Consider the following 21,171-nt stretch of genomic DNA (forward strand, 5'->3'; position numbering starts at 1 on the left):
CCATGCCGGGGTTCGTGCTCCGCCGCCTGGCCGCGGGTGTCTTCCTGCTCTTCGTCATCTCCTTCGTCTCGTTCGTGCTGCTGTCGGTGCCGAACCTCGACGTGGCGCGGCAGCTCGTCGGTCAGGCCGCGCCGCAGGACGTCGTGGACGCCAAGAGCGCGGCGCTCGGCCTGGACCGGCCGGTCCTGGCCCGTTACGCGGACTGGCTGGGCGACGCGGTGACCGGCGACCTGGGCACCTCGTGGTTCACCAGCGAGAACGTGCTGACCGCCATCGGCCACCGGCTGCCGGTGACGCTGAGCCTGATGCTCGGCGTCACCCTGGTCACCGCCGTGCTCGCCTTCCTCTTCGGGGTGTGGGCGGGTGTCCGGCGCGGCGCCGTGGACCGGTTCGTGCAGGTGCTGGGCGTGGTCGGGTACGCCCTGCCGGGCTTCCTGGTCACCCTCGTCATCGTGCTGGTGTTCGCCGTGCAACTGCGGTGGTTCCCGGCGATCGGCTACATCCCGCTGACGACGTCCGTCCCGGGGTGGCTGTCCACGGTCGCCCTGCCGATCCTGTCGCTGTCCGTCGCGTCGGTGGCCGGTGTCTCGCAGCAGGTTCGCGGCTCGGTCATCGACGTGCTGCGACAGGACTACGTCCGAACGCTGCGCGCCCGCGGTCTGCCGCCCTGGCGCGTGCTGTTCCGGCACGTGCTGCGCAACGCCTCCGCGCCGGCGCTCACCGTGCTCGGCATGCAGTTCGTCGGGCTGCTCGGCGGGGCGGTGCTGGTCGAGCAGATCTTCGGCCTGCCCGGCATCGGGTCCATGACCGTCACCTACACCACGCGCGGCGACACGCCGATCATCATGGGCCTGGTCATGACGACGGTCGTCTGCGTCGTCGTGATCAACCTGGTGGTGGACGTGCTCGTCGGGTGGCTCAACCCGAAGGCGAGGACCGCATGAGCGAGGCGTTCACGACCGGCGGCCCGGTGCCCGCCGACGCGTCCGGGCGCCGTCGCGGCACGGCGGCACGGCGGTTCCTGCGCAACCCGCAGGCCATGACCTCGGCGGTCCTGCTGGCGCTGATCGTCGGCGCTGTGCTGCTGGCGCCGGTGCTGGCCGGCCACCAGCCCGGCGCGGCCGAGCTGAGCAAGGCGTTCGCCGGACCCGAACCCGGTCACCCGCTCGGGTTCGACTCGGCGGGCCGCGACGTCTGGTCGCGCCTGCTGCACGGCGGCGGCAACAGCCTCGGTGGCGCGCTCATCGCCCTCGCGGTCGCCCTGGCCCTGGGTGTTCCCGGCGGTCTGGTCGCGGGCTACTACGGCAAGTGGTTCGACTCCCTCGCGACCTGGACGAGCAACTTCGTGATGGCACTGCCGGCCATGATCGTGCTGCTCGCGTCCCGGGCCATCCTCGGTCCTACCGTGCCGGTCCTCATGGTGGTCCTCGGCGCGCTCGTCGCCCCGAGCTTCTTCCGGCTCGTGCGCGGCATCGTGACCACCGTGCGCCGCGAGCTCTACGTGGACGCCGCACGCGTGTCCGGCCTGCGGGATCGCCGGATCATCGCGCGGCACGTCCTCATCGTGGTCCGCGCGCCGATCATCATCCAGGTCGCCCTCGTCGCGGGCATCGCCATCGGCCTGCAGGCCGGCCTGGAGTTCTTGGGCATCGGCAGCGGTGACGCGCCGACCTGGGGCGCGATGCTCAACGAGGCGTTCCAGAACATCCAGCGCGACCCCCTGCTGATGCTGTGGCCGGGGCTGGCGCTCGGGCTCACCAGCGGCGCACTCGTGCTGCTGGCGAGCGCGCTCCGCGACGTCCTGGAGGATCGGGGCGTCACGCCCCCGAACCCGCGGTCGGCCCGGCGCGCCAAGGTCGCCGAACCGACCACGGTGGACACCGCGGGCGAACGGGCGTCGTTGCTCTCCGTGCGCGACCTCGCGGTGTCCTACGGCCATGGCGAGACCGCCGTCGAAGTGGTGCACGGGGTGGACCTCGACGTCGCCGAGGGTGAGATCGTCGGCCTCGTCGGCCAGTCCGGATCCGGCAAGTCGCAGACCGCGTTCTCCGTCCTGGACATCCTGCCCGAGGGGGGCCGGGTCACGCGGGGCAGCATCCTGGTCGCCGCAACGGAGGTCGTCGGTCTCCCGGAGAAGAAGTACCGCGCCCTGCGGGGCAACGTCATCGCGTACGTGCCGCAGGAGCCGATGAGCAACCTCGACCCCGCGTTCACCGTCGGCAGCCAACTCGTGGAACCGATCCGGGTGCGCCTCGGCCTGTCCCGCAAGGCCGCGACCGAGCGGGCGCTCGAACTGCTGCGCCAGGTGGAGATCGCCGATCCCCGGCGCGTCTTCGCCGCCCACCCTCACGAGATCTCCGGTGGCATGGCCCAGCGCGTGCTCATCGCGGGTGCGATGAGCTGCGATCCGAAACTGCTCGTCGCCGACGAGCCGACCACGGCGCTCGACGTGACCGTGCAGGCCGAGGTGCTCGACCTCCTGCGCCGTCTACAAGCCGAACGGGGCATGGGTGTGCTGCTGGTGACGCACAACCTCGGCGTCGTCGCCGACCTCTGCGACCGCGTCGCCGTGATGAACGCCGGTCGCATCGTCGAGACCGGGACCACCGAGCAGGTCCTCAAGCACCCGCGTGACCCGTACACGCGAACCCTGGTCGAGGCCGTGCTCGACGACGTCCCCGCGCGGCCCGCCTGGGTCGCGCCGCGAACCGCGGAGGTGCCGGCATGAGCGGCAGCGCGTTGTCCGATCCACCGCCCGCGCCGGTCCTCGCCATCCGCGACCTGCACGTGTCGTTCCCGGGAAAGGGGTGGCGCGCACCGCGCGTGGACGTCCTGCACGGCGTGTCGCTCGACATCCGGCCCGGTGAGACGGTGGGCCTGGTCGGCGAGTCCGGCTCCGGCAAGACCACGATCGGGCGGGCCGTCCTCGGGCTCGTGCCGGTGCGCAGCGGGGCGGTGGAGTTCCGCGGCGAGCGCATCGAGCACGCCTCCGCCCGACGGCGCCGCCTGCTCAGCCGCCACCTGCAGGTGGTGTTCCAGGACCCGTACGCGTCCCTCAACCCGTCCATCCCGGTCGGGGACACGCTCGCCGAGCCGCTGCACGCGCAGGGCACGCCGGGGCGGGAGGCCCGCCGGCAGGTGGTCGACCTGCTGGATCGCGTCGCCCTGCCCGGCGACGCCGCCCACCGGCTGCCGCGCGAGTTCTCCGGAGGGCAACGGCAGCGCATCGCGATCGCGCGGGCGCTCGCGATCGGCCCCGAGCTGGTCGTGTGCGACGAGCCGGTGTCCGCGTTGGACCTCACCACCCAACGCACCGTGCTGGACCTCTTGCTGGAGATCCAGGAGCAGACCGGCGTCGCGTACCTGTTCGTCTCGCACGACCTGTCCGTGGTGCGGTACATGAGCCACCGGGTGAACGTGATCCACCGCGGTCGCATCGTCGAGTCCGGTGGCGCCGAGCAGGTCACCACCGCGCCCCGCCACCCGTACACGCAGCGCCTCCTGCTGTCCGCCCCCGTCGCCGACCCCACCGCCCAGCGGGCCCGGCGGACGGCGTTGGCCCAACGCCGAGCCGAGGAGTCCCGATGACGACGGCGAGCCGCCTGGCGTTCGGGTCGGCGCCGGTTGCCTCTGCTGTGCCCGCAGTCGTGGGGCGCCGGTACCAGTCCGGCGGCCGCGGCGAGGTGGCCGTCATCGGCGAAGGCGGCCAGGTCGCCGGAGTCGATGCCGAAGAGCCGGACGGCCACTGCTCGGGAGCCACCGAGCACAGGACATCATCAGCCACGTCCGGCTCTCCTCGGCCGCATGAAGCTTACGGAGACCCCATGACGCTGCCCCTCGTGCCACTTCCCGCGCGGATCACCACGCAGCCAGGATCGGTGCCGCTCGGGACGTCCGGGACGGTCACGGTCGCCGTGCCGCCCGGCTTGGCTCCCGGGGTGGCCGACTGGTTCCGGACCTGGGCGCAGCGGTTGCACGGGCTCGACGTCCGGGCCACCGCGTCCGGGGTACCCCGGGGTGACGTCACGGTCGTGGTGGGCGCCCCCGTCGCGTTGGGGCTGACGCACCTGCCTCCGCCGGACGGCGTCGATCCCCGCGCGGTGGGAGCCGACGAGAGGTACCGGCTCACGGTTCGCCCCGACGGAGTGCTGGTCGAGGCCGTGGGCGACGAAGCCGCGTTCCGCGGGCTCACCACGCTGCTCCAGCTCATCAACGCGCGCTCGGTCCCCGCCGTCGTGATCGAAGACGGGCCCGCCTACGCGTGGCGCGGCCTCTCGCTCGACGTCGTGCGGCACTACTCCACGCCGGCGGAGATCCGCCGCGTCATCGACCTGCTCGCCTGGTACAAGCTCGACGTCCTGCACCTGCACCTCACCGACTCGCAGGCGTGGCGGGCCGAGGTCGCCGGTCGTCCGGGGCTCACGGGCTCCTCCCCCGGTGCGACCGCGGACTTCTACCCGCGGGAGGAACTCGCCCGAATCATCGCGTACGCGGCGGAGCGCTTCGTCACGGTGATCCCCGAGTTCGACGTGCCCGGCCACGTGGCCGCCGCGTTCGCCGCCTACCCGGAACTGCAGGGCGACGCCGAGCCGGTGCACCCGTACGTGCGCTACCTCGACCCCGACGTCCCCGAGGCCGCCGCGTTCACCCGCAACGTCCTCGAAGAGCTGGTCGAGTTGGCGCCGGGGCCGTTCGTGCACTTGGGGGCCGACGAGCCGTTCGGCATGCCGACGCACGCATACCGGCGGTTCGTGCGGGACGCCCACGCGTTGCTCCGGTCACGCGGCAAACGGGTGGTGGCCTGGCAGGAGGCCGCCCGTGCCGAGTGCCTCGACGGGGACGACGTGCTGCAGTACTGGATCGGCCCCGACAACGCCTTCGACACCGAACGGCTCAAGGAACGCGCGCCGGCCGCGCTGCACCCCGTGATCGAGGACGCCGCCGAGATGTTCGCCCTCGCACCGAACGACGTGCCGTCAGCGGCGGCGGCGGGTGTTCCGGTGCTCGTGTCGTCCAATACGATGCTCTACTTCGACCGCCCCTACGCGGACGCCGCGGCCGACGAGGGATCGGAACGACGGCGTCGACGCGCGGGGCACCCCGACTACGAGGCGCGCAGCCCGGAGCAGGCGTTCGCCTGGCACCCCGGCGCCCTACCGGAGATCACGGCGGCCGGGGCGCGGGTCGCCGGTGTCGAGGCGGCAATCTGGTGCGAGACGGTCGAGTCGTTCGACGACCTGGCGTTCCTGCTGTTGCCGCGACTCGCGGGTGCCGCGGAGAAGGCGTGGACCAGGCAGATCACCGACTGGCCCGATCACGCGTCCCGCCTCGCCCGGCACGTCGGCACGTGGAACGCCCTGGGTTTCCACGCCGCGTACCGGGCCGCTCCTTGCGCCGACGCTTACCGGTCCGGACGTTGATCCCGACGATCCTGCACGCTTCCCGGTCGCCGGCACCCTGACGCATGAGCGCAAGGTGAGCCGCACACCCACGCGTCAGACGCCGACCGCCCAGGCTGACCGACCGGTCCCGAACCTCGAAGTCCATCGCATCCCCCGAACTGGGGTGTCGCGACGACTCCTAGAACCCAAGCTTGCGACGGGTGGAAGGGATGACGGAGAACGGCAACGACTGCGGTACTCGGGCAAAGGCCGCCGTTTCGCCGGGAACACCCAGTTCGTGTCAGCCCCGGACGGCACCCGCTGCAGGTCTCCGATGTGGAGCCCGGCTCGTTCCACGACCTGCGTGTCGCGCGCGCCCACGTGCTGCCGGCGTTATACGAGGCCGCCCGCGACAGGCTGCCGACCCTGGCCAACGAGGACAGGCTCCTGCGCAGCGTCCGGGCCCTGGGCGAACGCACCGCCGCCGAACTCGAGCAACGATGGCACGCCCTGTGGTACGTGACCATCAGTCCCAGCCGCATCGGCGCCATCACCCGAGCAGCCCTCGTCCTTGACAACGCCCGGCACTGAACTTCGTTGAGAAAACGTCATCGGCTCGCCGACCAGACCCGGTTCCGGCCATTGCGCTTCGCCGCGTAGAGCGCGCGACGCCGATGGACGCTGTCCGCTTGCCGATCACCACCGGCTCGGCACCGGGCAGTCGTCGGTCCAGGCGCACCTCGATCCGCTCGATCCGTTGCCGGATGCGCTCCCCCGCCGGACCGCCCCACGACGCGACCTCTGCCACGCAGCCCTCACCTTGTTCCGCCGCCATGGCGCCACCGACGGCGTGGCGGCCACCCTGAACAACCTCGGGCTGACCGCCCACGACACCGTGCTCGCCACGCCGGGGGCAGCCCGACCGGAGGTGGAAGCACCGTGATGCATCTGGGTTCACTCGTTCGGGGAACTGCCGGTTACTCCACGAGTGCAAAGCCTTCGTCGCACAGGTTCCAGTCGGATCCGAACGGGGCACCCCTTCTTCGGTTCCTTCGCAGGGCGGTTCCACGTGAAGACATGGGGTGGGGAATGGACATCGCGGGGATCGGGCGGTTCGGTGCCAGGTTCGGAAACCCCGGATCCGCGTGCCGCCGCGCGATCCGCCTTCGGGTGCGAGCGGCCCACCCCCGGACCGGCGGAACAGGAAGCGGCACCGGGCGGGCGCGGCGTGTCGTCGCGGGAGGAGCCGGGCGCGGTGGGCCAGTCCTCCTACGACGTGCGTGCCGACGCGCGACCACCGCCCACGGCTTCCCCGACCGGAAGGCAGCCGACGATGCAGCGAGGTGAGGCTCCCGCGATGCCGGCGCCGCGGTCGGCATCTGGGCCGGCCGGTGTCACGATGGGGGTGGAAGAGGAGTTCCTCTTGGTGGACCGCACGTCGCTGTGGTCCGCGGGGAACGCCGTGTCGGTGTTGGAGCGGGCGGCGGACATGGGTCTGGGCCACGGCTGCCGTCTCCAGCGCGAACTGTGGGACAGCGAGGTCGAGACGAACACCGGCGTGTGCACGGACCTGGCGGGTCTGCGCGAGGACCTCATCCGGAACCGCCTGACGTTGGCCCGCGCGGCCGAGGCCGAAGGCCTGGCTCCGGTGTCGGTCGGGTACCCCTTGTACGGCACGCGACCCGCGCCGCTCAACCCGGACGCCAGCTACCGCCCGCTGCGGGAGGTGTGCGGGGGAATCCTGGCCGACCAGGAGATCTGCGGCTGCCACGTCCACGTCGGCGTCGACGACCGCGATACCGGCGTGGCGGTGCTCAACCACCTGGCACCCTGGTTGCCGACGCTGCTCGCGCTCACCGCGAACTCACCTTTCCGGCAGGGCCGGGACACGGGGTTCCACAGCTGGCGGATGATGGTGTACCACTGCCTGCCCGGCTCCGGCATTCCCCCGTGGTTCGCCTCGGCCGCCGAGTACGACGCCGACCTGGCACGGCTCAAGGAGTGCGGGCTGCTGCCACCGGACCACGGCGGGCTGCGGCCGGCCCGGCTGTCCGACCACCTGCCGACCGTCGAGGTGCGGGTCGGGGACGCGGCGGCCACCGTCGACGAGGCGGTGCTCTACGCCGCCTTGGTCCGAGGGCTCGTGCGCACCGCCCTGACCGACCTCGACGCGGGGCGGGAGGCCCGCCGCCTGAGCGACGTCGTGCTCGCCGACGCGCTGTGGGCAGCCGCCCGATACGGTCCGCCCGGTCGGGCGGTCGACCCCTGGACCGGTGCAGGGGTACCCGCGACCACCTTGGCTGCCCGGCTCCTCCTGCACATCACACCTGCTCTGGCCGCGTCCGGCGACCTCGACGAGGTGCGATCACTGCTGGACCGGGTGTTGAACGACGGTGGTGCGGCCACCCGACAACGCCGTGCGGCGGCCGAGCACGGCTTGTCCGGCGTGCTCGCCATGCTCGTCCGCGGGACCGTCAGGCACGAACCCGAACCGATCGGCCGGAATGCCGGGACGTGACCGGGCACAGCGCGGCGACAGGCGACGAACCGGTCCTGCTTCCTCCGCGTCGAGCTCTGCACGTCGAACCGCACAGGCAGGACATCCGTTGGTGTTTTCGGGTGATTCCTGTTCTCGTGCGGGTGAAGGAAGTGTCGTACATCGTCGTCATCTCCGCTCGCGGTGAACCTTCCGATAGGGCAAACGGCATGGAGATGATCCGGTTGACCGGCGGTGGGGGCCTTTTCGGGAGAAGTGAGGTGGAATGTCCGACAAGCCGAGACCGACGCTCGTGATCGCGGACCGCTTCTGGGACGGGATGTCCGATCATCCGTCCGGGCCCGTCCAGGTCCTCGTGCGAGGGGAACGCATCGCGGCCGTGGGCGGACACCTGCGCGACCGTGCGGATGCGGACGTCGTCGAGTTGGGGGACCGCACCCTGCTGCCGGGCTTCATCGACTGCCACGTCCACGTCGTGCCGGAACTGCCGCCCGACACCTCAGCCGGCTCCCAGACCCTGGCGGCGTTGCCCGCACTGCGGGCGCTGCTGGACAACGGCTTCACCACGGTGCGCGACCTCGGCTGCCCGGACCAGACCATCACCGTGGACCTGAGGCACGCGCAGCGGGACGGCGTCGTGGAAGGCCCACGGCTCGTCGTCGCTCCGCACATCATCTCCGGCCGAGGCGGCCACGGGGACAAGTCCGCGGGGTTGCCGGACCGCTTCGGCGTCGAGCTGGGCGTGCTCGCCGACGGCATCGACGAGGTCGTCCGCGCCGTGCGCACGGAGGCGCGGCTCGGCGCGGACTGGATCAAGTACGCCGGCACCGGCGGGTTCGGCTCCCCCATCGACGACCCCGAGCTGGTCACCTACTCCCAGCAGGAGGTGGACGCGCTGGTGGCGACCGCACGCGACCTGCGGCGGCCGTGTGCGGTGCACGCCTTCAACGACCAGGGCGTCCTGCGGGCCGCGCGCGCCGGCGTCCGCTCGGTCGAACACGCCTCGCTCGCCTCACCGGGAACGCTGTCCGTCCTGGCCGAGAAGGGGATCTGGCTGGTCCCGACCCAGTTCATCGTCGTCGAGTGCCTCGGCCACCTGGACGACGACGACTTCTGGGCGGACAAGCCCGCCCACCTCAGGGAGGCGTTCCGCCGGCACGAGGACCGCTTGCGTGAGTGCACGCCCTACCCGGCGGCCAGCGATGTCCGGCTCGCGTTCGGCTCCGACGCCAGCGTCTTCCCCCACCGGGACAACTGGCGCGAGTTCCCGGCGATGGTGACCGCCGGCCTCAGTCCGCTGCGGGCGCTGCGGGCGGCCACCTCGGAGGCGGCCGCCCTGCTCGACACACCCGATCGCGGGACCGTCCGCCCGGATCTGCTCGCCGACCTGATCGCCATGCCCGGCAACCCGTTCGACGACATCGACGCCACCGGGGCCGTCGACTTCGTCATGCAGGGAGGGCGGATCAAGCGCAGTCCCGGCCGGTAGCCGAGCGGTGGTGCCGTCGAGCTTGTCCGTCACGACAGGTCGGCGCAGAGCCTGTCGACGTGTTCCGCGGTCACGTGCGGCATGACGACCAGGTGCGCGTGGTCGTGCTGGTTGAGCAGGTGCCACTTGCGCATCACGTCGTCGGTGGGCGGGTCGAACAGCACGACGTTGCTGCCGGGGACCCGGCTCGGGTGCCGACCGGCCGCTGTCAACCGGCGGACCGCGTGGTCGGTCACTTCCAGGCAGTGCCCGACCCGTCGGGCCAGCCCGTCGCGGCCCAGGCGGCGCAGCGCGTACCACAGCAACAAGGGCGACAGCGCGTCGCGGGAGCCCGCGACGGTGTCGTCGTCGCTGCCGACGGCCGCGTCGGGTTGGCGAACGGTCCCCACGTCCGCGGTGCGGGCCAGGACGACACTGCTCGGCACCGGTGACCCGATGATCTTGTGCCCGCTGACCGACACGCTGTCCGCACCGTCGGCGAAGGCCCACGGCCTCGGCGGACGCCCGAACGCCGCCAGCGCACCGCCGAACGCGGCGTCGGAGTGGACGAACACCCCTGGCACCCCCGCTTCGGCGGCGACCCGCCGGATACCCGGTACGTCGTCCATCGCACCGCGGCCGGTGCTGCCGATCGTGGCGATCACGAGGGCGGCCCGGTCCGACCGCTGCCCCAGCTCGCGGGCCAGGGCGTCCAGGCCCATGGCTCCGTCCGCACCGGTGTCGACCGGCACGTGCGGCAGGCGCAGCATCCGAGCGATCTTGGGGACGGAGTAGTGCGCTTCCGCCGAGGCGTACAGCACCGCGTCCGGGTACCGCTCCCTGCCGACGTAGGCGGCGAACAGGTTCGCCTCCGTACCGCCGTGGGCCAGGTGCCCCGAGACCTCCCCCGGCACCCCGCCCGCGAGATCGGCGAAGAAGGCGACGACGGCCTGCTCGAACGGCTTGGAATCTATGCCGTACTCGCTGCTCTGGCCGGGGCTGCCGGCGTTGTTGAGGTGCAGCGACAGGAAATCGGCCAGGACGCGGTAGTCGAAATCGAGGTTCACCGGGAACCCGAGCATCGTTTCCTGCCGCTTCCTGACCGACTCGGCGAACCGCCGCAGCAGCTCCACGTCACCGTCCTCCGTGCCGCCGGTGCCGTGATCCGGTATCCGCAATTCCGCAGGTGTGAGCATGGTGGCCTTCCTCGCCCGCGGCGGGTTACCTTCGGGTGGTCACCACGAGCTTGTCGTCGCTCCCCACGTCCCGACGGTACGAGCACTCCGCCGGTGCCACAACTCGCGATCTCGATGCGCCGAATACCGTTCCCGGGTGGACGATTCCCTTTCATGGGGAAACGTCGCACCGACCGCCGGCAGCAAACGGGTGAAGCGCGACCGGGTGAACCGCGCAGGGTCCTGTTTCCGCGTCGTCGGGCCGGGAAACCGGCCGCGACAGGGCGAACCGTAGGAGGCGAGTGCGGTGAAGGCCGTTGTGTGGCACGGCGTCGGGGACATCCGCCTGGATGAGGTGCCCGATCCGAAGATCCTGGAACCGACCGACGCGGTCGTGAAGATCACCCGGAGCGCGATCTGCGGCACGGACCTCCACCTGGTGCGCGGCACCATACCCGGAATGGTCGAGGGCACGATCCTGGGCCACGAGGCGGTGGGCGTCGTGGAGGCGGTCGGTCCCGCGGTGCGGGGTTTCACCCCTGGTGACCGCGTGGTCGTGACGTCCTCGATCGCCTGCGGCGCGTGCTCGTACTGCCGTGCCGGGTACTTCGCGCAATGCGACACGGCCAACCCGAACGGCCCGTCCGCGGGCACGTGCTTCTTCGGCGGACCGGAGGCGACCGGTCCGGTGAACGGGCTGCAGGCCGAGTACGCCCGCGTGCCGTATGCGATGACGAGCATGGTGCGGGTCCCGGACGCCGTGAGCGACGAGCAGGCGATCCTGCTGTCCGACGTCTTCCCGACGGCGTGGTTCGGCGCCCGGTTGGCCGAGGTGGGCGACGGCGACACGGTGCTGGTGCTCGGTGCCGGCGTGGTGGGGCAGTTCGCGATCGCGTCGGCGAAGCGGTGTGGTGCGGCTCGTGTCATCGTCGTGGACGGCATTGCCTCACGCTTGGACAAGGCACGCGAGCAGAACGCCGAGACGGTCGACTTCAACGCCGAGGACCCGGTGGCGGTGGTCCGCGAGTTGACCGGCGGCATCGGCGCGGACCGCGTGATCGAGGCGGTCGGCGTGGACGCGGAGCGCCCGAAGACCGGTCCCGCCGCCGAGCAGGTCGAGCAGTGGGCCGATCGGTTCGAGCAGGAGCGGCGGCAAGCCGCACCGGACGCCGCGCCCCGAGGCGACCAGTGGGTGCCCGGTGACGCGCCCAGCCTGGCGCTGCGGTGGGCGGTGCAGGCCGTGGCGAAAGCGGGCAGCATCGGTGTGATCGGCGTCTACCCACCCGGGTTCGACGGCTTCCCGATCGGCGAGGCGCTGAACAGGAACCTCACCCTCAAGATGGGCAACTGCCACCACCGCCTCTACCTCCCCCGGTTGCTCGACCTCGTGGTCAGCGGGACCGTGGACCCCACCGCGTTCATCACACGCCGCGAGGAGCCCGTCGACGCGGTGAGCGCCTACGAGTCCTTCGACCGCCGAGAGGACGGCTGGCTGAAGACAGTGCTGGAAGTCGCGTAGTCGGCACCGCCGCGAACGACGTCGTCGAGCCGAGCGCCCTGGGTAAGCCTGTGCAAGGCACAAGAAGCCTGGTGCTCGAGTGCCGGCCGGACCAGCGCGCCACGCCACGCGGTCAACCCAGGCAGCTCGACCCTCGACGGGGCGGTCGGGGGACGCCCGCGGTGACGAACGACCCGGCCGACGACGACCCGGTCGCGATCGCCGTCCAGCGCGGTGCCCCGCCGCACTGGTCGACGGGCTCGGTGCCGCACGGCGATTGCCTGCCTGTACTGCTCCCGGTCGAGGGCTTCGTTGCCGGTGCTGTCCACGGACCACCCTGCGCGCACACCCGTCTCACCGCGGCCGGCTCTGCCTCGACCATCGCGCCCGCGCTGACCTGCGGCGCCCTCGGCCCTGTCCTCCAATCCGGTCCCTGCGGGACATTCACCCACGACGATGTCAGCACGGCAACGGCTACGCGAGGGCTCGTGACCGAGGAAAGGCCGCTGGACAGCCGGAGGTAGTGGCGGCCCGCCACCCGATCGAGTGGACACGTACGGCCGAACGAGCGACCCGTGCCGCAGATGACGTGAACCCGTTCCGCGCCGGTCCGATAGAACTGCGGTCCATCGGCGGACCAAGAGGTCTCGATCGCGAAGGGGTTGACGTGGCAGGCGTGGGTCGACAGGCGGTTCACCGCACGATGGTCCTGGTCGACGTGGAGGAATCCGGTGCCCAGGCATTGCCCCACCAGCTCTGCGTCCGTGCGGGGTTGTACACGATGGTCGCAGAGGCGTTGGCGGCGGCGGGGGTGCCGTGGAAGGCGTGCTACAGCGAGGACCGCGACGACAGCGTCGTGGTCCTCGTCCCGCCCGAGTACTCGAAGGCAAGGTTGGTCGAGGTGCTGCCGGAGGCCTTGGTCCGCGCGGTGCACAGGCACAATGCCTCCAGCCACCACGACGCCCGGGCACGGCTCCGGGTGGCGGTGCACGCCGGGGAGGTCGTCTTCGGCCAGGACGGGGTGGCCTCTACCTCGCTCACCATGGCGTTCCGGCTGCTCAACACCGCATCGTTGACGATGGCGCTGGCCGCTTCGCCCGGTGTGGCGGCGATGATCGTGTCCCGGCTGATCTTCGACGACATCGTCCGCCACTCTGCCTCCATGGACCCGGCCACCTTCCGACCGGTCGAGGTCGCATTCAGGGAAATCCGCGATCTGGCGTGGATTGCCCTGCCCGACTGCCCCTACCCACCCGATCCCACCGTCCTCCAGCGGCCGACCGCCGACCCCGTACCACTCGGCACCGCACCGGGAAGCCCCGCCTCGACCGGGTCCGGCACCGACGGCACAGGCAGAGGGCTGGGACCGGCGCTGCCGAGCCATCCGGCGTGAGCATCGCCGGCGGCGCGCACGGCGGCGAGGGCGGCGTTCCGGTCACGCCCCGGTGGGCCGGTCGAGACGGGTTGGTCGTCATGGCGTGCCCGCCGATCACACGCCGGACCGCGACCGCCTCCAGGAGCTTCGAGTACTTGCGGTACCCATGCCGCCGGCTTCCAGCCCGGCTGTCGGCAGCGCCGGTCGGGACAGTGGAGGTCGCGGCACCGCTGTCCCGACGGGCGCCCGCGCTTCAGCTCCCCGGTGGCGGTGGCGCGGTGCCGTCGACGTGCTTCTTGAGGAACTCGTAGGCGCGGTCACCTACGCGCCTGCCCAAGTCACGGCCGGCGTCGATGGCGGAGCGGAAGTGGACGCCGCCCAGGAGCCTGCTGAGGCCGCACTCCTGCTCCCACTCGGTCAGCGTCTCCCACGGGCCCAGGGTGGTGTCGGCACGCGGGGTGATGCCCGGTTCGACCACTGACGCGCCCCTGGCGACGCGGATCGACAGGCCGAGGGCGTCCGAACCGGTGAACCGGCGGGCCGCCTGGGCGAGCGCGCCGCAGAACGCGGTCGAGGTCGACGGGTACTCGGGGTGGTCCGAGGTCTCGAGGTAGCTGCGCCACTCGTTGCCCTTGATGTCGGTGACGGTGCCCTGACCGGGGCCGCCCCAGGCGGTGACGTTCCGGTCGCCGTACAGGTAGCGGATCGCGGTGAACGGGCGGACCGCGTCGTAGCGCAACTTGTAGTGCCAGGTCGCGATCCCGGCGTCGAACGGGGCCACGTTCGAGAGGGCGTCGAGGAAGACGAACTGGTCGAGGTCGTACTTGTTGGCGGCCGCGATGTGCCGGAAGGCGGGCGGCAGCGCGCGGAACTTGTCGTTGAAGGTCTCGGCGAGGATCTTCTGGTGGTCGGTCAGGTTGGCCGAGGCGTGCAGGATCTCGTCCGCCTGGCGCTTGTACCCGGCCGGGTTGCGGACTGCGTCGCTGTTCACGGGCGGGGGCAGGGGGAATTCCGCGGGGTCGCGGTACGAGTACGGCCGCGTGACGCTCCACTGCGGTGTGGCGAACTCCTGCACGCGGAAGACGCCGTTGCCGTTGGTCACCACGTTCGGTTGCCAGCGGGACGGATCCCGGATGGTGTCGGCGGTGTTGACCGGCCGGTACCCGAGGTAGTCGGCATACGGCTGCCGGTTGTACTTCCGGCCGCCCTCGTCACCGAGCTGGTTCATGCCGTCGTGCAGCCGACTGGCTATCACCGCCTCACCGGCGCGGTTGCCGATGCCCGCGGGCGTGGTGGTGTCGCGGCTGTCGTTGTCCGGGTCGAGCCCGGTCGAGCTGAGCATCTCGCGCCATTGCGCGCGGAACTGGGGCAGCTGGCTGTTGAGCACGCGATAGCTCGCGTACATGATGGCGATGTTGCGTTCCCTGTTGGTCGCCCGCTCGGTCGCCGGCCGGCGACCGAGCCGGGACGCGATGCCCACCGCGGTCGGGTGGTACGGCGCTATGGCGTCAAACCAGGCGTTGTTGAGCAGCACCGTGTACCGGATGACGAGCGACGCGTCGCTGGGGGCCACCGTGGTGCGGAAGAGCGGGTTCTCCGCCGGGATCACCACTTCCGCGATGGCGTTTCCGGTGTCCAGGTCGAACGGAATCCCGGGGTCTGTTCCACCGCGTACGGGTGGTGACAGCAGGGTCAAAGCGAAGACCGCAGCCGACACCCGAGCAATAACCCGCTTGGTGGCCGATTTCGGATACATACCGCCGCCCTTCCGAAGGACGAGACGATTCCAGGCCACGTCGGGACGGCGGCTCCAAGTGGTCCCGAGCGGTCGTTGACCGGCATGTTACGGCAGGTGTCGCCATGGCCACAACGGCGCTTTTCCTGATTCTCGTGGAATATCACCGGCACTTCCGTGAGTGCACGACTCCGCCCCTCAGATGGTCGGCAGCGGGCACACACCCTTAGCCTCGGCGGATTTTCGGCACTCATTGACGATCTTCGACAAAAGAGTGAGTCGTTCCGGGTCATTCTTCTTGCCGTGCAGGAAGATCGGGCGTGCCGATGACCTTATCGGTCCGAAAGTAAATCGACCTGCAGACAGGTGAGCTTTCGGTTCGACATCCTGAGTGTGCGTACTGGTGCTGCGTCCACCGACAGCATCGCCTGGACGGAGTCCTCAACGAGTACCCACCAGGCCGCCCAAGCTGGTCTCGGTCCGGCCGCGTCGTACGGAGCGCAGAGGAAGCCGGGGCGCACGAGGATGTGCTCGGCCCGCCGCCCCGGACGCGTCGCAGGATCGACGCCACCCCCCGGACTCCCAGAGGTCCTGATGAGCGCTCTACGTTCACCGACAACGGTTCCGCGCCCTCGGTCATCCCGTGCAGTCGGGGGTAGCTACACGAGGAGCATGAGGTTCGGCGTCACGACCGTCGTTCTCCCGGTTCTCGCTCTGCGGCTTCGGCGAGCCGGCTGGCCAGTGTCTTGAGGGCTTGCCGTAGTTCGTCGGGGCGGTGGATGGTGAACGGCCATTCCAGGGAGGCGAGCAGGTGAGCCATGCCGTCCAGGCGTTCTGCGCGGGCGTGCATGAGGACGCCGGTGGTGTCGGCGGTGAGAGTTGCCACCGAGCGGGGCAGTCGGCGGGCGATCGCGTCGACGGGTCCGTGGATGGTCACCTCGACTTGCCAGCGGTAGGGGACCTGCGCCAGAGCCGAGGTCAGGTGGGCGACGGGGTCGAAGCCGTTGGGAGCGGTGAAGTCGCGGGCCTGGGAGGCAACGGATTCGATGCGGTCGACGCGGAAGGTTCGCAGGGTCTCTCGGAGGTGGTCGTAACCGACGAGGTACCAGCGGCCGTTGTGGAAGACCACGCCGTAGGGATCGACATCGCGTTCGGTGCGCTGCCGGCGCCACGACTGGTAGCTGATGCAGACAGTCGTGCGGCTGCGGGCGGCTTGGGCCAAGGCGAGCAGGATGCCGGCCCCTGGGGCTTGCCCGATGACGGCGTTGCCGGTGAATGCGAGGGATTCGCGGATGGCGGCGAGCGGTTCGCGCAGCGCCTGCGGCAGCACCCGCTCGATCTTCACAAGGGCGCCCGCACTGGCCAGCACCGTGGTGCCCATGCCGAGGCGTTCCGCGGCGACCAGGCCCAGGACAACGGCAAGTGCCTCGTCGTTGGTGAGGACCAATGGGGGCATTCGGTATCCGCGGGCCAGCCGGTAGCCGCCGTAGCGGCCGCGTTCTGCCTCCACAGGGATACCGAGGTCCCGCAGGTGCGCGGTGTATCGGCGCACGGTGCGGACGTCGGTGCCGAGGCGCTCGGCCAGTTCGGCTCCGGTGAGTCGAGCGTGGGACTGGAGGAGTTCCAGCAGCGTCAGCACACGGGTGAGGGGATGCGACATTGATCACTCAACATTATAGGGCGGATTGTGTCCTGTATCGAGCTTACGCTCCCGGCCAACACCGCACTTCAGGGAGATCACATGGCTACCTTCGTATTGGTTCCCGGCGCCTGGCTCGGGGCATGGGCCTGGGAAGAGACTGCTCGTGCTCTGCGGGAGCGCGGCCACACCGCGGTAGCGGTGACGCTGACGGGCCTGGCCGAGCGCGCCGACCTGGGCGGTCCTCAGACGAACCTGAGCACCCACATCAGCGACATCACCGATCTGGTCGAGCGACAGGACCTGCGTGACATCACCTTGGTCGCCCACAGCTACGCCGCCGCTCCGGTCACCGGGGCCGCGGGACGCCTCGGCCACCGGCTGGAGCGCGTGGTCTACGTGGACAGCGCCCCGTTCGCCTCAGGCATGTGCATGCTCGACCTCATGCCACCGCAGGTGGTCGACCAGCTGCGTCAGCAGGTCGCCACCCTCGGGGACGGGTGGCAGCTGGCAATGCCGCCGATCGACATTCTCGGCATGTCCAGCAGCCTTGACGGACTCGACGAGCCCGAGCTGGAGCGTCTGCTTGCGCGTGCCACCCCGCATCCGTTCGGCACCTACACCCAGCGCCTCGCCGACCCCACCGACCCTGATCCCGGCGTGGACCGCGTCCTGATCGCCTGCCACGACTTCAAGGCCCTGCTCGATGCCGGGATTCCGGTGCTCGCCTACCTGAACCAGCCTCCATGGCGGCGTTTCGGCCTGCCCACGGGGCACTGGCCGATGCTCTCGGCGCCCGCCGAACTAGCCGACCTGCTCGACGCCGCCGTCTCCTGACCTCGCCAGATCGGCACAGACGCATGCCTGGCCACACGCGTGCACGAAGAGACGAACACGTTGCCGTGGTCGATCACGACCTGCTCGGGGACGATCACCGACCGCGCGGCGGCCTGCGCATCCGCGTGTCGATGTCGAGCAGCCGCTCGTGCGGCAGGCCGATTGGGACCTGCTCACCGGGCCGCGCCGCGAGCGTCGCGGTGAACACGCCGTCGGGCCGGTTGGCCAACTGCCGGCGGATCACCGCCGAGCCGAACGCGGGCCGCCCGGCCGACAGGCGTCCGATTGGCGCGTAGAACGCGGTCTTGCCCGGCAGCGGCACCACTCCGGCGCCGTGCAGCTGCTCGACCCGATTGATCGCGCGCCCCATCAACCGCGACCGGGTGCCCGTGGACTCGTCGGTCTCGGCCGTGATCAGCTCGCGCAAGACGTCGACGAGGCGTGCGCCGGCCTGGCCGGCGGCGTCGGAAGTGCGCGCGGCGCGCAGGTCGACGCCGCCGACCAGGCCAACGTCGTGGTCAGCGGGTCGTAGCCAGGACGCGGCCGCGCGCCCGGATCCGGGTTCGGAGGCAGCCCGGTCTCGACCTCGACGAGGTGATCGCGCCACCGTTCGGCCTCGGCGACGACCTCGGCGGGCCGTGATCCCAGCAGCCCGAACGGCTCGACCTCGGGCAACTCGGCCGTGTCGAACAGCTCGAAGTCCGGCGCCGCCGTCAGGTGCCCCGGCCAGGACGACCTGCCCCGCACCGGAATCGGAGCGCAGCCACACCTGCGTGCCCGCCGGCCCTGTGACGACTTCGTCCTCGCCGACCGACCGCGAAACTGGTGGCGGGGCAGCCGCTGGCGGGGTCAGAGTGAGGTGATCTCCAGAGTGGCGACGGCGTAGATGCCGGAGACCGTGCCCAGGCCGGCGGTGCACAGCAGCACGTCGGAGGCCGGGCCGGTGAAGACCTGGAGGACGGTGCTCCCGGTGAACAGGCCCGAGGTGACCGTGCCGGTGGCGGTGTGGTTGGTGGCGATGGTCGAGGTCTGGCCGGTGTTCCAGGTGATGGTGGCGGTGACGGACCCACTGTCGAGCAGGTCGAGGCACGAGCGCCCCGACACCAAGGCGGTCGAGGTGCGGGAGCCGGAGGTCAGGGCCGGGTTGCTCGGTGACACGCACGGCCCGTACTGCGCCGTGACGCCGAGGGTGACGTTCTGCGGGGCCAGGGTCAGTCAGTGGCGGGGTGCAGGTCGAGTGGTCGCTGCCGGGAGGGGTGCAAGTAACGTCCAGCACCCCGGCCGAGGCCAGCCCGGCCGGGCCCGCTACGAGCAGGGCAGGGGTGCAGGCGGCCGTGGTCAGGACGACCGGTGGTGCGTAACGGTTTGATTGTCATCGCTCTCCATCCGGGCGGCACTCACGAGCCCCGACTGGGCACGGGCACGCGTCGGCCACCCAGGATGGCCATGTCCGGACGGCCGCGACGGGACCAGCCGGGCGACCACACGCCAACGTCCGACTCCCCATCCCCATGTAGCCCTGAACTCCGCCCCGCCGACTACCCCTGCACACCGCCATCTTGGGCCGAACCGAACAGCATGCGGACACCTCTCAGCTTGTCTTCAACCCGTTCAGCGGGTTTGGTGCCCTTCTTGTGGTGGGCCGGTCGGGTGTGTGCCTGGTCCGTGGCCAGGAGTAGACCGACCTCGAAGCGTTGCGCGACAACACGATTCTTCGATCCGGCCGGTCGCCCTAGGCCGGGCTGGACAGGTTTCGGCACCCCTGCTGGGCTGGCGATCTTCGCGTGGAGGTTGCGGAACCCGCGATGGACGCGCGCGGGGGTGAGTTCGGCCGGAGTCCCTTGCCCAGCTCTTTGACGGCCAGCCGGCGGTGCGAGATGTCGTTCTTCTGCTCGCTCGACATCTCGACGAAGGTCAGGTCGCCGCCGTCGGGCACGAAGATGGAGTCGTAGCCGAAGCCGCCGGCGCCGCGGCGCTCGGTGGTGAGCGTGCCGGACAGCGAGCCGGTGAAGGCCCGGACGCCATCGACGTCGGCGTAGCCCAGTCCGGTCATGACGGTGGTGCGGTCCTCGAGGCCAGCCACCATGTCGAGAATGCCCTGGGTGCCCATGGTGGACAGGAAGGAGCGTTTCGGGGACCGGATCGAACCGCACCACACGGCCCTGGTCGAAATCCCTCACATCACAGGTGCCCGAGGTCGTCGACGCGGTCTGACCGTCAACGGCCGTGCTGAAGGCGCTCCGCCGAACCGCCTGCCTCCGCGAGCCTGCGAAGCGCGGCGCGGTCGCGGTGGTCGACGGATTGATCACCCCGGGCCAGGCCGACCCTCCGCTACCGCACGGAACGGACAAGTGCGTGCTGTCAGGCGATGATGGCGTGCCCGCACCCGGTTGGCGGGGTTCAGGGCCGCATGGCGGCGGCGATGATAAGCCGAAAGTCGGCATGCAATCCCTCGTATGGTCCTGTCATGAAACGTCTGACCGGAGCATCGTTGGGTACTGGTCGCGTACTCACGCCCCACCCCGGTTTCCGAGTACCGCCCGGATGGAGAGCGATGATGATCACACTGTTACACCCCGGCACGGTCACGCCGATGACGGCTGCCTCCGTTGTGGCGTTGCTCGTGCCGGGCCCGGCGGGGACGGCCTCGGCCGGAGGCTCGATGTCACCTGCACCCCACCCAGCAGCCAGAACGACACCTACACCCCGCCGCTGACCATGACCCCGCAGAAGGTCACCGTCAATTCCACGACGCGGTACGGGCCATGCGTGTTGCTGGGCAACCCTGGAACACCGGCCAGAGCTCGACCACCTCCTCCGACTTCACCTCCACCACGGTGGGAGCCACCCTGGTGGTCACCGACACCGGCACGGTCACCTCCGGCCTGTCCACCGGCAGCACCGTCGTCCAAGTCCTCGCCGTCCCGCAGCAGTCCGCGGCCGGTCGGGCGACGACGAGGTCGTGCGGTTCGGGGCGCCCCACGCGGAGTCGGTCACGGCGTGGGCGCACGTGCGGCGACACCGCACCACGAACCCGCCGATCCACCACGCGGGCCCGGACAACCCGAGCCCACCACCGTCCAGCCCACTTCCTCGTTGAAGTCCGCCGGACTCGACGAAATGACTGGTGATGACAGCAGAGAACCCACTTGAGGCCCGCCACCGGAACCAACCCGGTAGGTACGAGCGTGGCCTGGAAACGGCGAATGAGCTGGCGGGCCACGAGGCCGTGCAGGGATTCCTCGATGATCTGGGAGCGGTCAGCGGGAGCACCGCACGCCTGGTCATCGAGACGGTCTTCGGGACGCTGCACCACGAGCCGGGGCTGGATCACCGTGAACGGGAGTTGGTGACCCTGACGGCGCTCGCCGTCCTGGGCGACACCGAGAAGGAGTTGAAGCTCCACCTGGCGATCGCGCACAGGATCGGCGTCCCTCCCGCCTCCGTTGTCGCGTTGTTCGCCCACATCAGTGCGTATGCCGGGTTCCCGAGGGCGTTGAACGCCCTCGCCGTCGCCAAGGCCTTCTACACCGATCAGGGCCTCCTGCAGCACGAGGATCAGTAGT

The 21,171-nt window shown here is 70.7% G+C and carries 20 protein-coding genes; 12 read left to right on the forward strand and 8 right to left on the reverse strand.

The features are described from left to right. Positions 1-2: 2 nt before the first annotated feature. The 8 genes from LNK82_RS00215 to LNK82_RS00245 all read left to right on the forward strand — a co-directional run bounded on the left by LNK82_RS00215 (position 3) and on the right by LNK82_RS00245 (position 9,367). Positions 3-944, forward strand: a complete 942-nt coding sequence (locus LNK82_RS00215) for an ABC transporter permease (protein ID WP_230564812.1) — start codon at positions 3-5, stop codon at positions 942-944. Beyond that, on the forward strand, positions 941-2,728 hold the full coding sequence (locus LNK82_RS00220) for a dipeptide/oligopeptide/nickel ABC transporter permease/ATP-binding protein (protein ID WP_230564813.1): 1,788 nt from the start codon (positions 941-943) through the stop codon (positions 2,726-2,728). The genes LNK82_RS00215 and LNK82_RS00220 overlap by 4 nt, the downstream gene beginning before the upstream one ends. Then, positions 2,725-3,588 carry an ABC transporter ATP-binding protein gene (locus LNK82_RS00225; protein WP_230564814.1) on the forward strand — a complete coding sequence of 288 codons (864 nt, stop codon included), beginning with the start codon at positions 2,725-2,727 and terminating at the stop codon, positions 3,586-3,588. Before LNK82_RS00220 ends, LNK82_RS00225 begins: the two co-directional genes overlap by 4 nt. A 236-nt stretch (positions 3,589-3,824) precedes the next feature. Further along, a complete protein-coding gene (locus LNK82_RS00230; RefSeq protein ID WP_230564815.1) occupies positions 3,825-5,420 on the forward strand; it encodes a family 20 glycosylhydrolase in 1,596 nt (531 codons plus the stop codon). A gap of 297 nt (positions 5,421-5,717) precedes the next feature. Continuing rightward, positions 5,718-5,972 (forward strand): hypothetical protein, encoded by a 255-nt coding sequence (locus LNK82_RS00235; protein ID WP_230564816.1) that lies wholly within the window; start codon positions 5,718-5,720, stop codon positions 5,970-5,972. A gap of 229 nt (positions 5,973-6,201) precedes the next feature. Next, on the forward strand, positions 6,202-6,324 hold the full coding sequence (locus LNK82_RS46430) for a hypothetical protein (protein WP_268995563.1): 123 nt from the start codon (positions 6,202-6,204) through the stop codon (positions 6,322-6,324). Positions 6,325-6,780: 456 nt separating this feature from the next. After that, positions 6,781-7,899 carry a carboxylate-amine ligase gene (locus tag LNK82_RS00240; RefSeq protein ID WP_230564817.1) on the forward strand — a complete coding sequence of 373 codons (1,119 nt, stop codon included), beginning with the start codon at positions 6,781-6,783 and terminating at the stop codon, positions 7,897-7,899. A gap of 244 nt (positions 7,900-8,143) precedes the next feature. Beyond that, a complete protein-coding gene (locus LNK82_RS00245) occupies positions 8,144-9,367 on the forward strand; it encodes a metal-dependent hydrolase family protein (protein ID WP_230564818.1) in 1,224 nt (407 codons plus the stop codon). 29 nt (positions 9,368-9,396) lie between these two features. Here LNK82_RS00245 and LNK82_RS00250 read toward each other — a convergent pair whose 3' ends face one another. After that, positions 9,397-10,542, reverse strand: coding sequence for a histidine decarboxylase (locus tag LNK82_RS00250; protein ID WP_230564819.1), 1,146 nt, complete (start codon positions 10,540-10,542; stop codon positions 9,397-9,399). Positions 10,543-10,828: 286 nt separating this feature from the next. Between LNK82_RS00250 and LNK82_RS47475 the strand changes: the two genes are divergently transcribed. Both LNK82_RS47475 and LNK82_RS00260 read left to right on the forward strand, forming a co-directional pair. Further along, positions 10,829-12,040 carry a zinc-dependent alcohol dehydrogenase gene (locus LNK82_RS47475; RefSeq protein ID WP_230564820.1) on the forward strand — a complete coding sequence of 404 codons (1,212 nt, stop codon included), beginning with the start codon at positions 10,829-10,831 and terminating at the stop codon, positions 12,038-12,040. Between the two features lie 646 nt (positions 12,041-12,686). Beyond that, positions 12,687-13,412, forward strand: a complete 726-nt coding sequence (locus LNK82_RS00260; protein WP_230564821.1) for a nucleotidyl cyclase domain-containing protein — start codon at positions 12,687-12,689, stop codon at positions 13,410-13,412. A gap of 235 nt (positions 13,413-13,647) precedes the next feature. Here the strand turns inward: LNK82_RS00260 and LNK82_RS00265 are convergent, their stop codons facing one another. Together LNK82_RS00265 and LNK82_RS00270 are read right to left on the reverse strand one after the other, a co-directional pair. Beyond that, on the reverse strand, positions 13,648-15,006 hold the full coding sequence (locus LNK82_RS00265; RefSeq protein WP_230564822.1) for a vanadium-dependent haloperoxidase: 1,359 nt from the start codon (positions 15,004-15,006) through the stop codon (positions 13,648-13,650). 808 nt (positions 15,007-15,814) lie between these two features. Further along, positions 15,815-16,768, reverse strand: a complete 954-nt coding sequence (locus LNK82_RS00270; protein WP_230564823.1) for a helix-turn-helix transcriptional regulator — start codon at positions 16,766-16,768, stop codon at positions 15,815-15,817. A 102-nt stretch (positions 16,769-16,870) separates the two neighbouring features. Here LNK82_RS00270 and LNK82_RS00275 point away from each other — a divergent pair, with 102 nt between their 5' ends. After that, complete coding sequence (locus tag LNK82_RS00275; RefSeq protein WP_230564824.1) at positions 16,871-17,605, forward strand: alpha/beta fold hydrolase; 735 nt, start codon at positions 16,871-16,873, stop codon at positions 17,603-17,605. A 94-nt stretch (positions 17,606-17,699) separates the two neighbouring features. On the opposite strand, the gene LNK82_RS00280 is transcribed toward LNK82_RS00275, so the two are convergent. The 5 genes from LNK82_RS00280 to LNK82_RS00300 form a co-directional block, all read right to left on the reverse strand. After that, positions 17,700-18,032 carry a hypothetical protein gene (locus LNK82_RS00280; protein ID WP_230564825.1) on the reverse strand — a complete coding sequence of 111 codons (333 nt, stop codon included), beginning with the start codon at positions 18,030-18,032 and terminating at the stop codon, positions 17,700-17,702. Further along, complete coding sequence (locus LNK82_RS00285) at positions 18,020-18,352, reverse strand: hypothetical protein (protein ID WP_230564826.1); 333 nt, start codon at positions 18,350-18,352, stop codon at positions 18,020-18,022. Before LNK82_RS00285 ends, LNK82_RS00280 begins: the two co-directional genes overlap by 13 nt. Before the next feature lie 102 nt (positions 18,353-18,454). Further along, on the reverse strand, positions 18,455-18,763 hold the full coding sequence (locus LNK82_RS00290; protein ID WP_230564827.1) for a hypothetical protein: 309 nt from the start codon (positions 18,761-18,763) through the stop codon (positions 18,455-18,457). Positions 18,764-19,337: 574 nt separating this feature from the next. After that, the gene (locus LNK82_RS00295) at positions 19,338-19,715 is read right to left on the reverse strand and encodes a non-canonical purine NTP pyrophosphatase (RefSeq protein ID WP_230564828.1); all 378 of its coding nucleotides are present in this window, start codon (positions 19,713-19,715) and stop codon (positions 19,338-19,340) included. Between the two features lie 630 nt (positions 19,716-20,345). Further along, positions 20,346-20,507: a hypothetical protein gene (locus LNK82_RS00300; RefSeq protein ID WP_230564829.1), complete on the reverse strand. Its 162-nt coding sequence runs from the start codon at positions 20,505-20,507 to the stop codon at positions 20,346-20,348. Between the two features lie 228 nt (positions 20,508-20,735). Between LNK82_RS00300 and LNK82_RS00305 the strand changes: the two genes are divergently transcribed. Then, complete coding sequence (locus LNK82_RS00305; RefSeq protein WP_230564830.1) at positions 20,736-21,170, forward strand: carboxymuconolactone decarboxylase family protein; 435 nt, start codon at positions 20,736-20,738, stop codon at positions 21,168-21,170. Position 21,171 lies beyond the last annotated feature (1 nt).

This window comes from Saccharothrix luteola (assembly GCF_020859565.1).
Classification (GTDB): domain Bacteria; phylum Actinomycetota; class Actinomycetes; order Mycobacteriales; family Pseudonocardiaceae; genus Actinosynnema; species Actinosynnema luteola.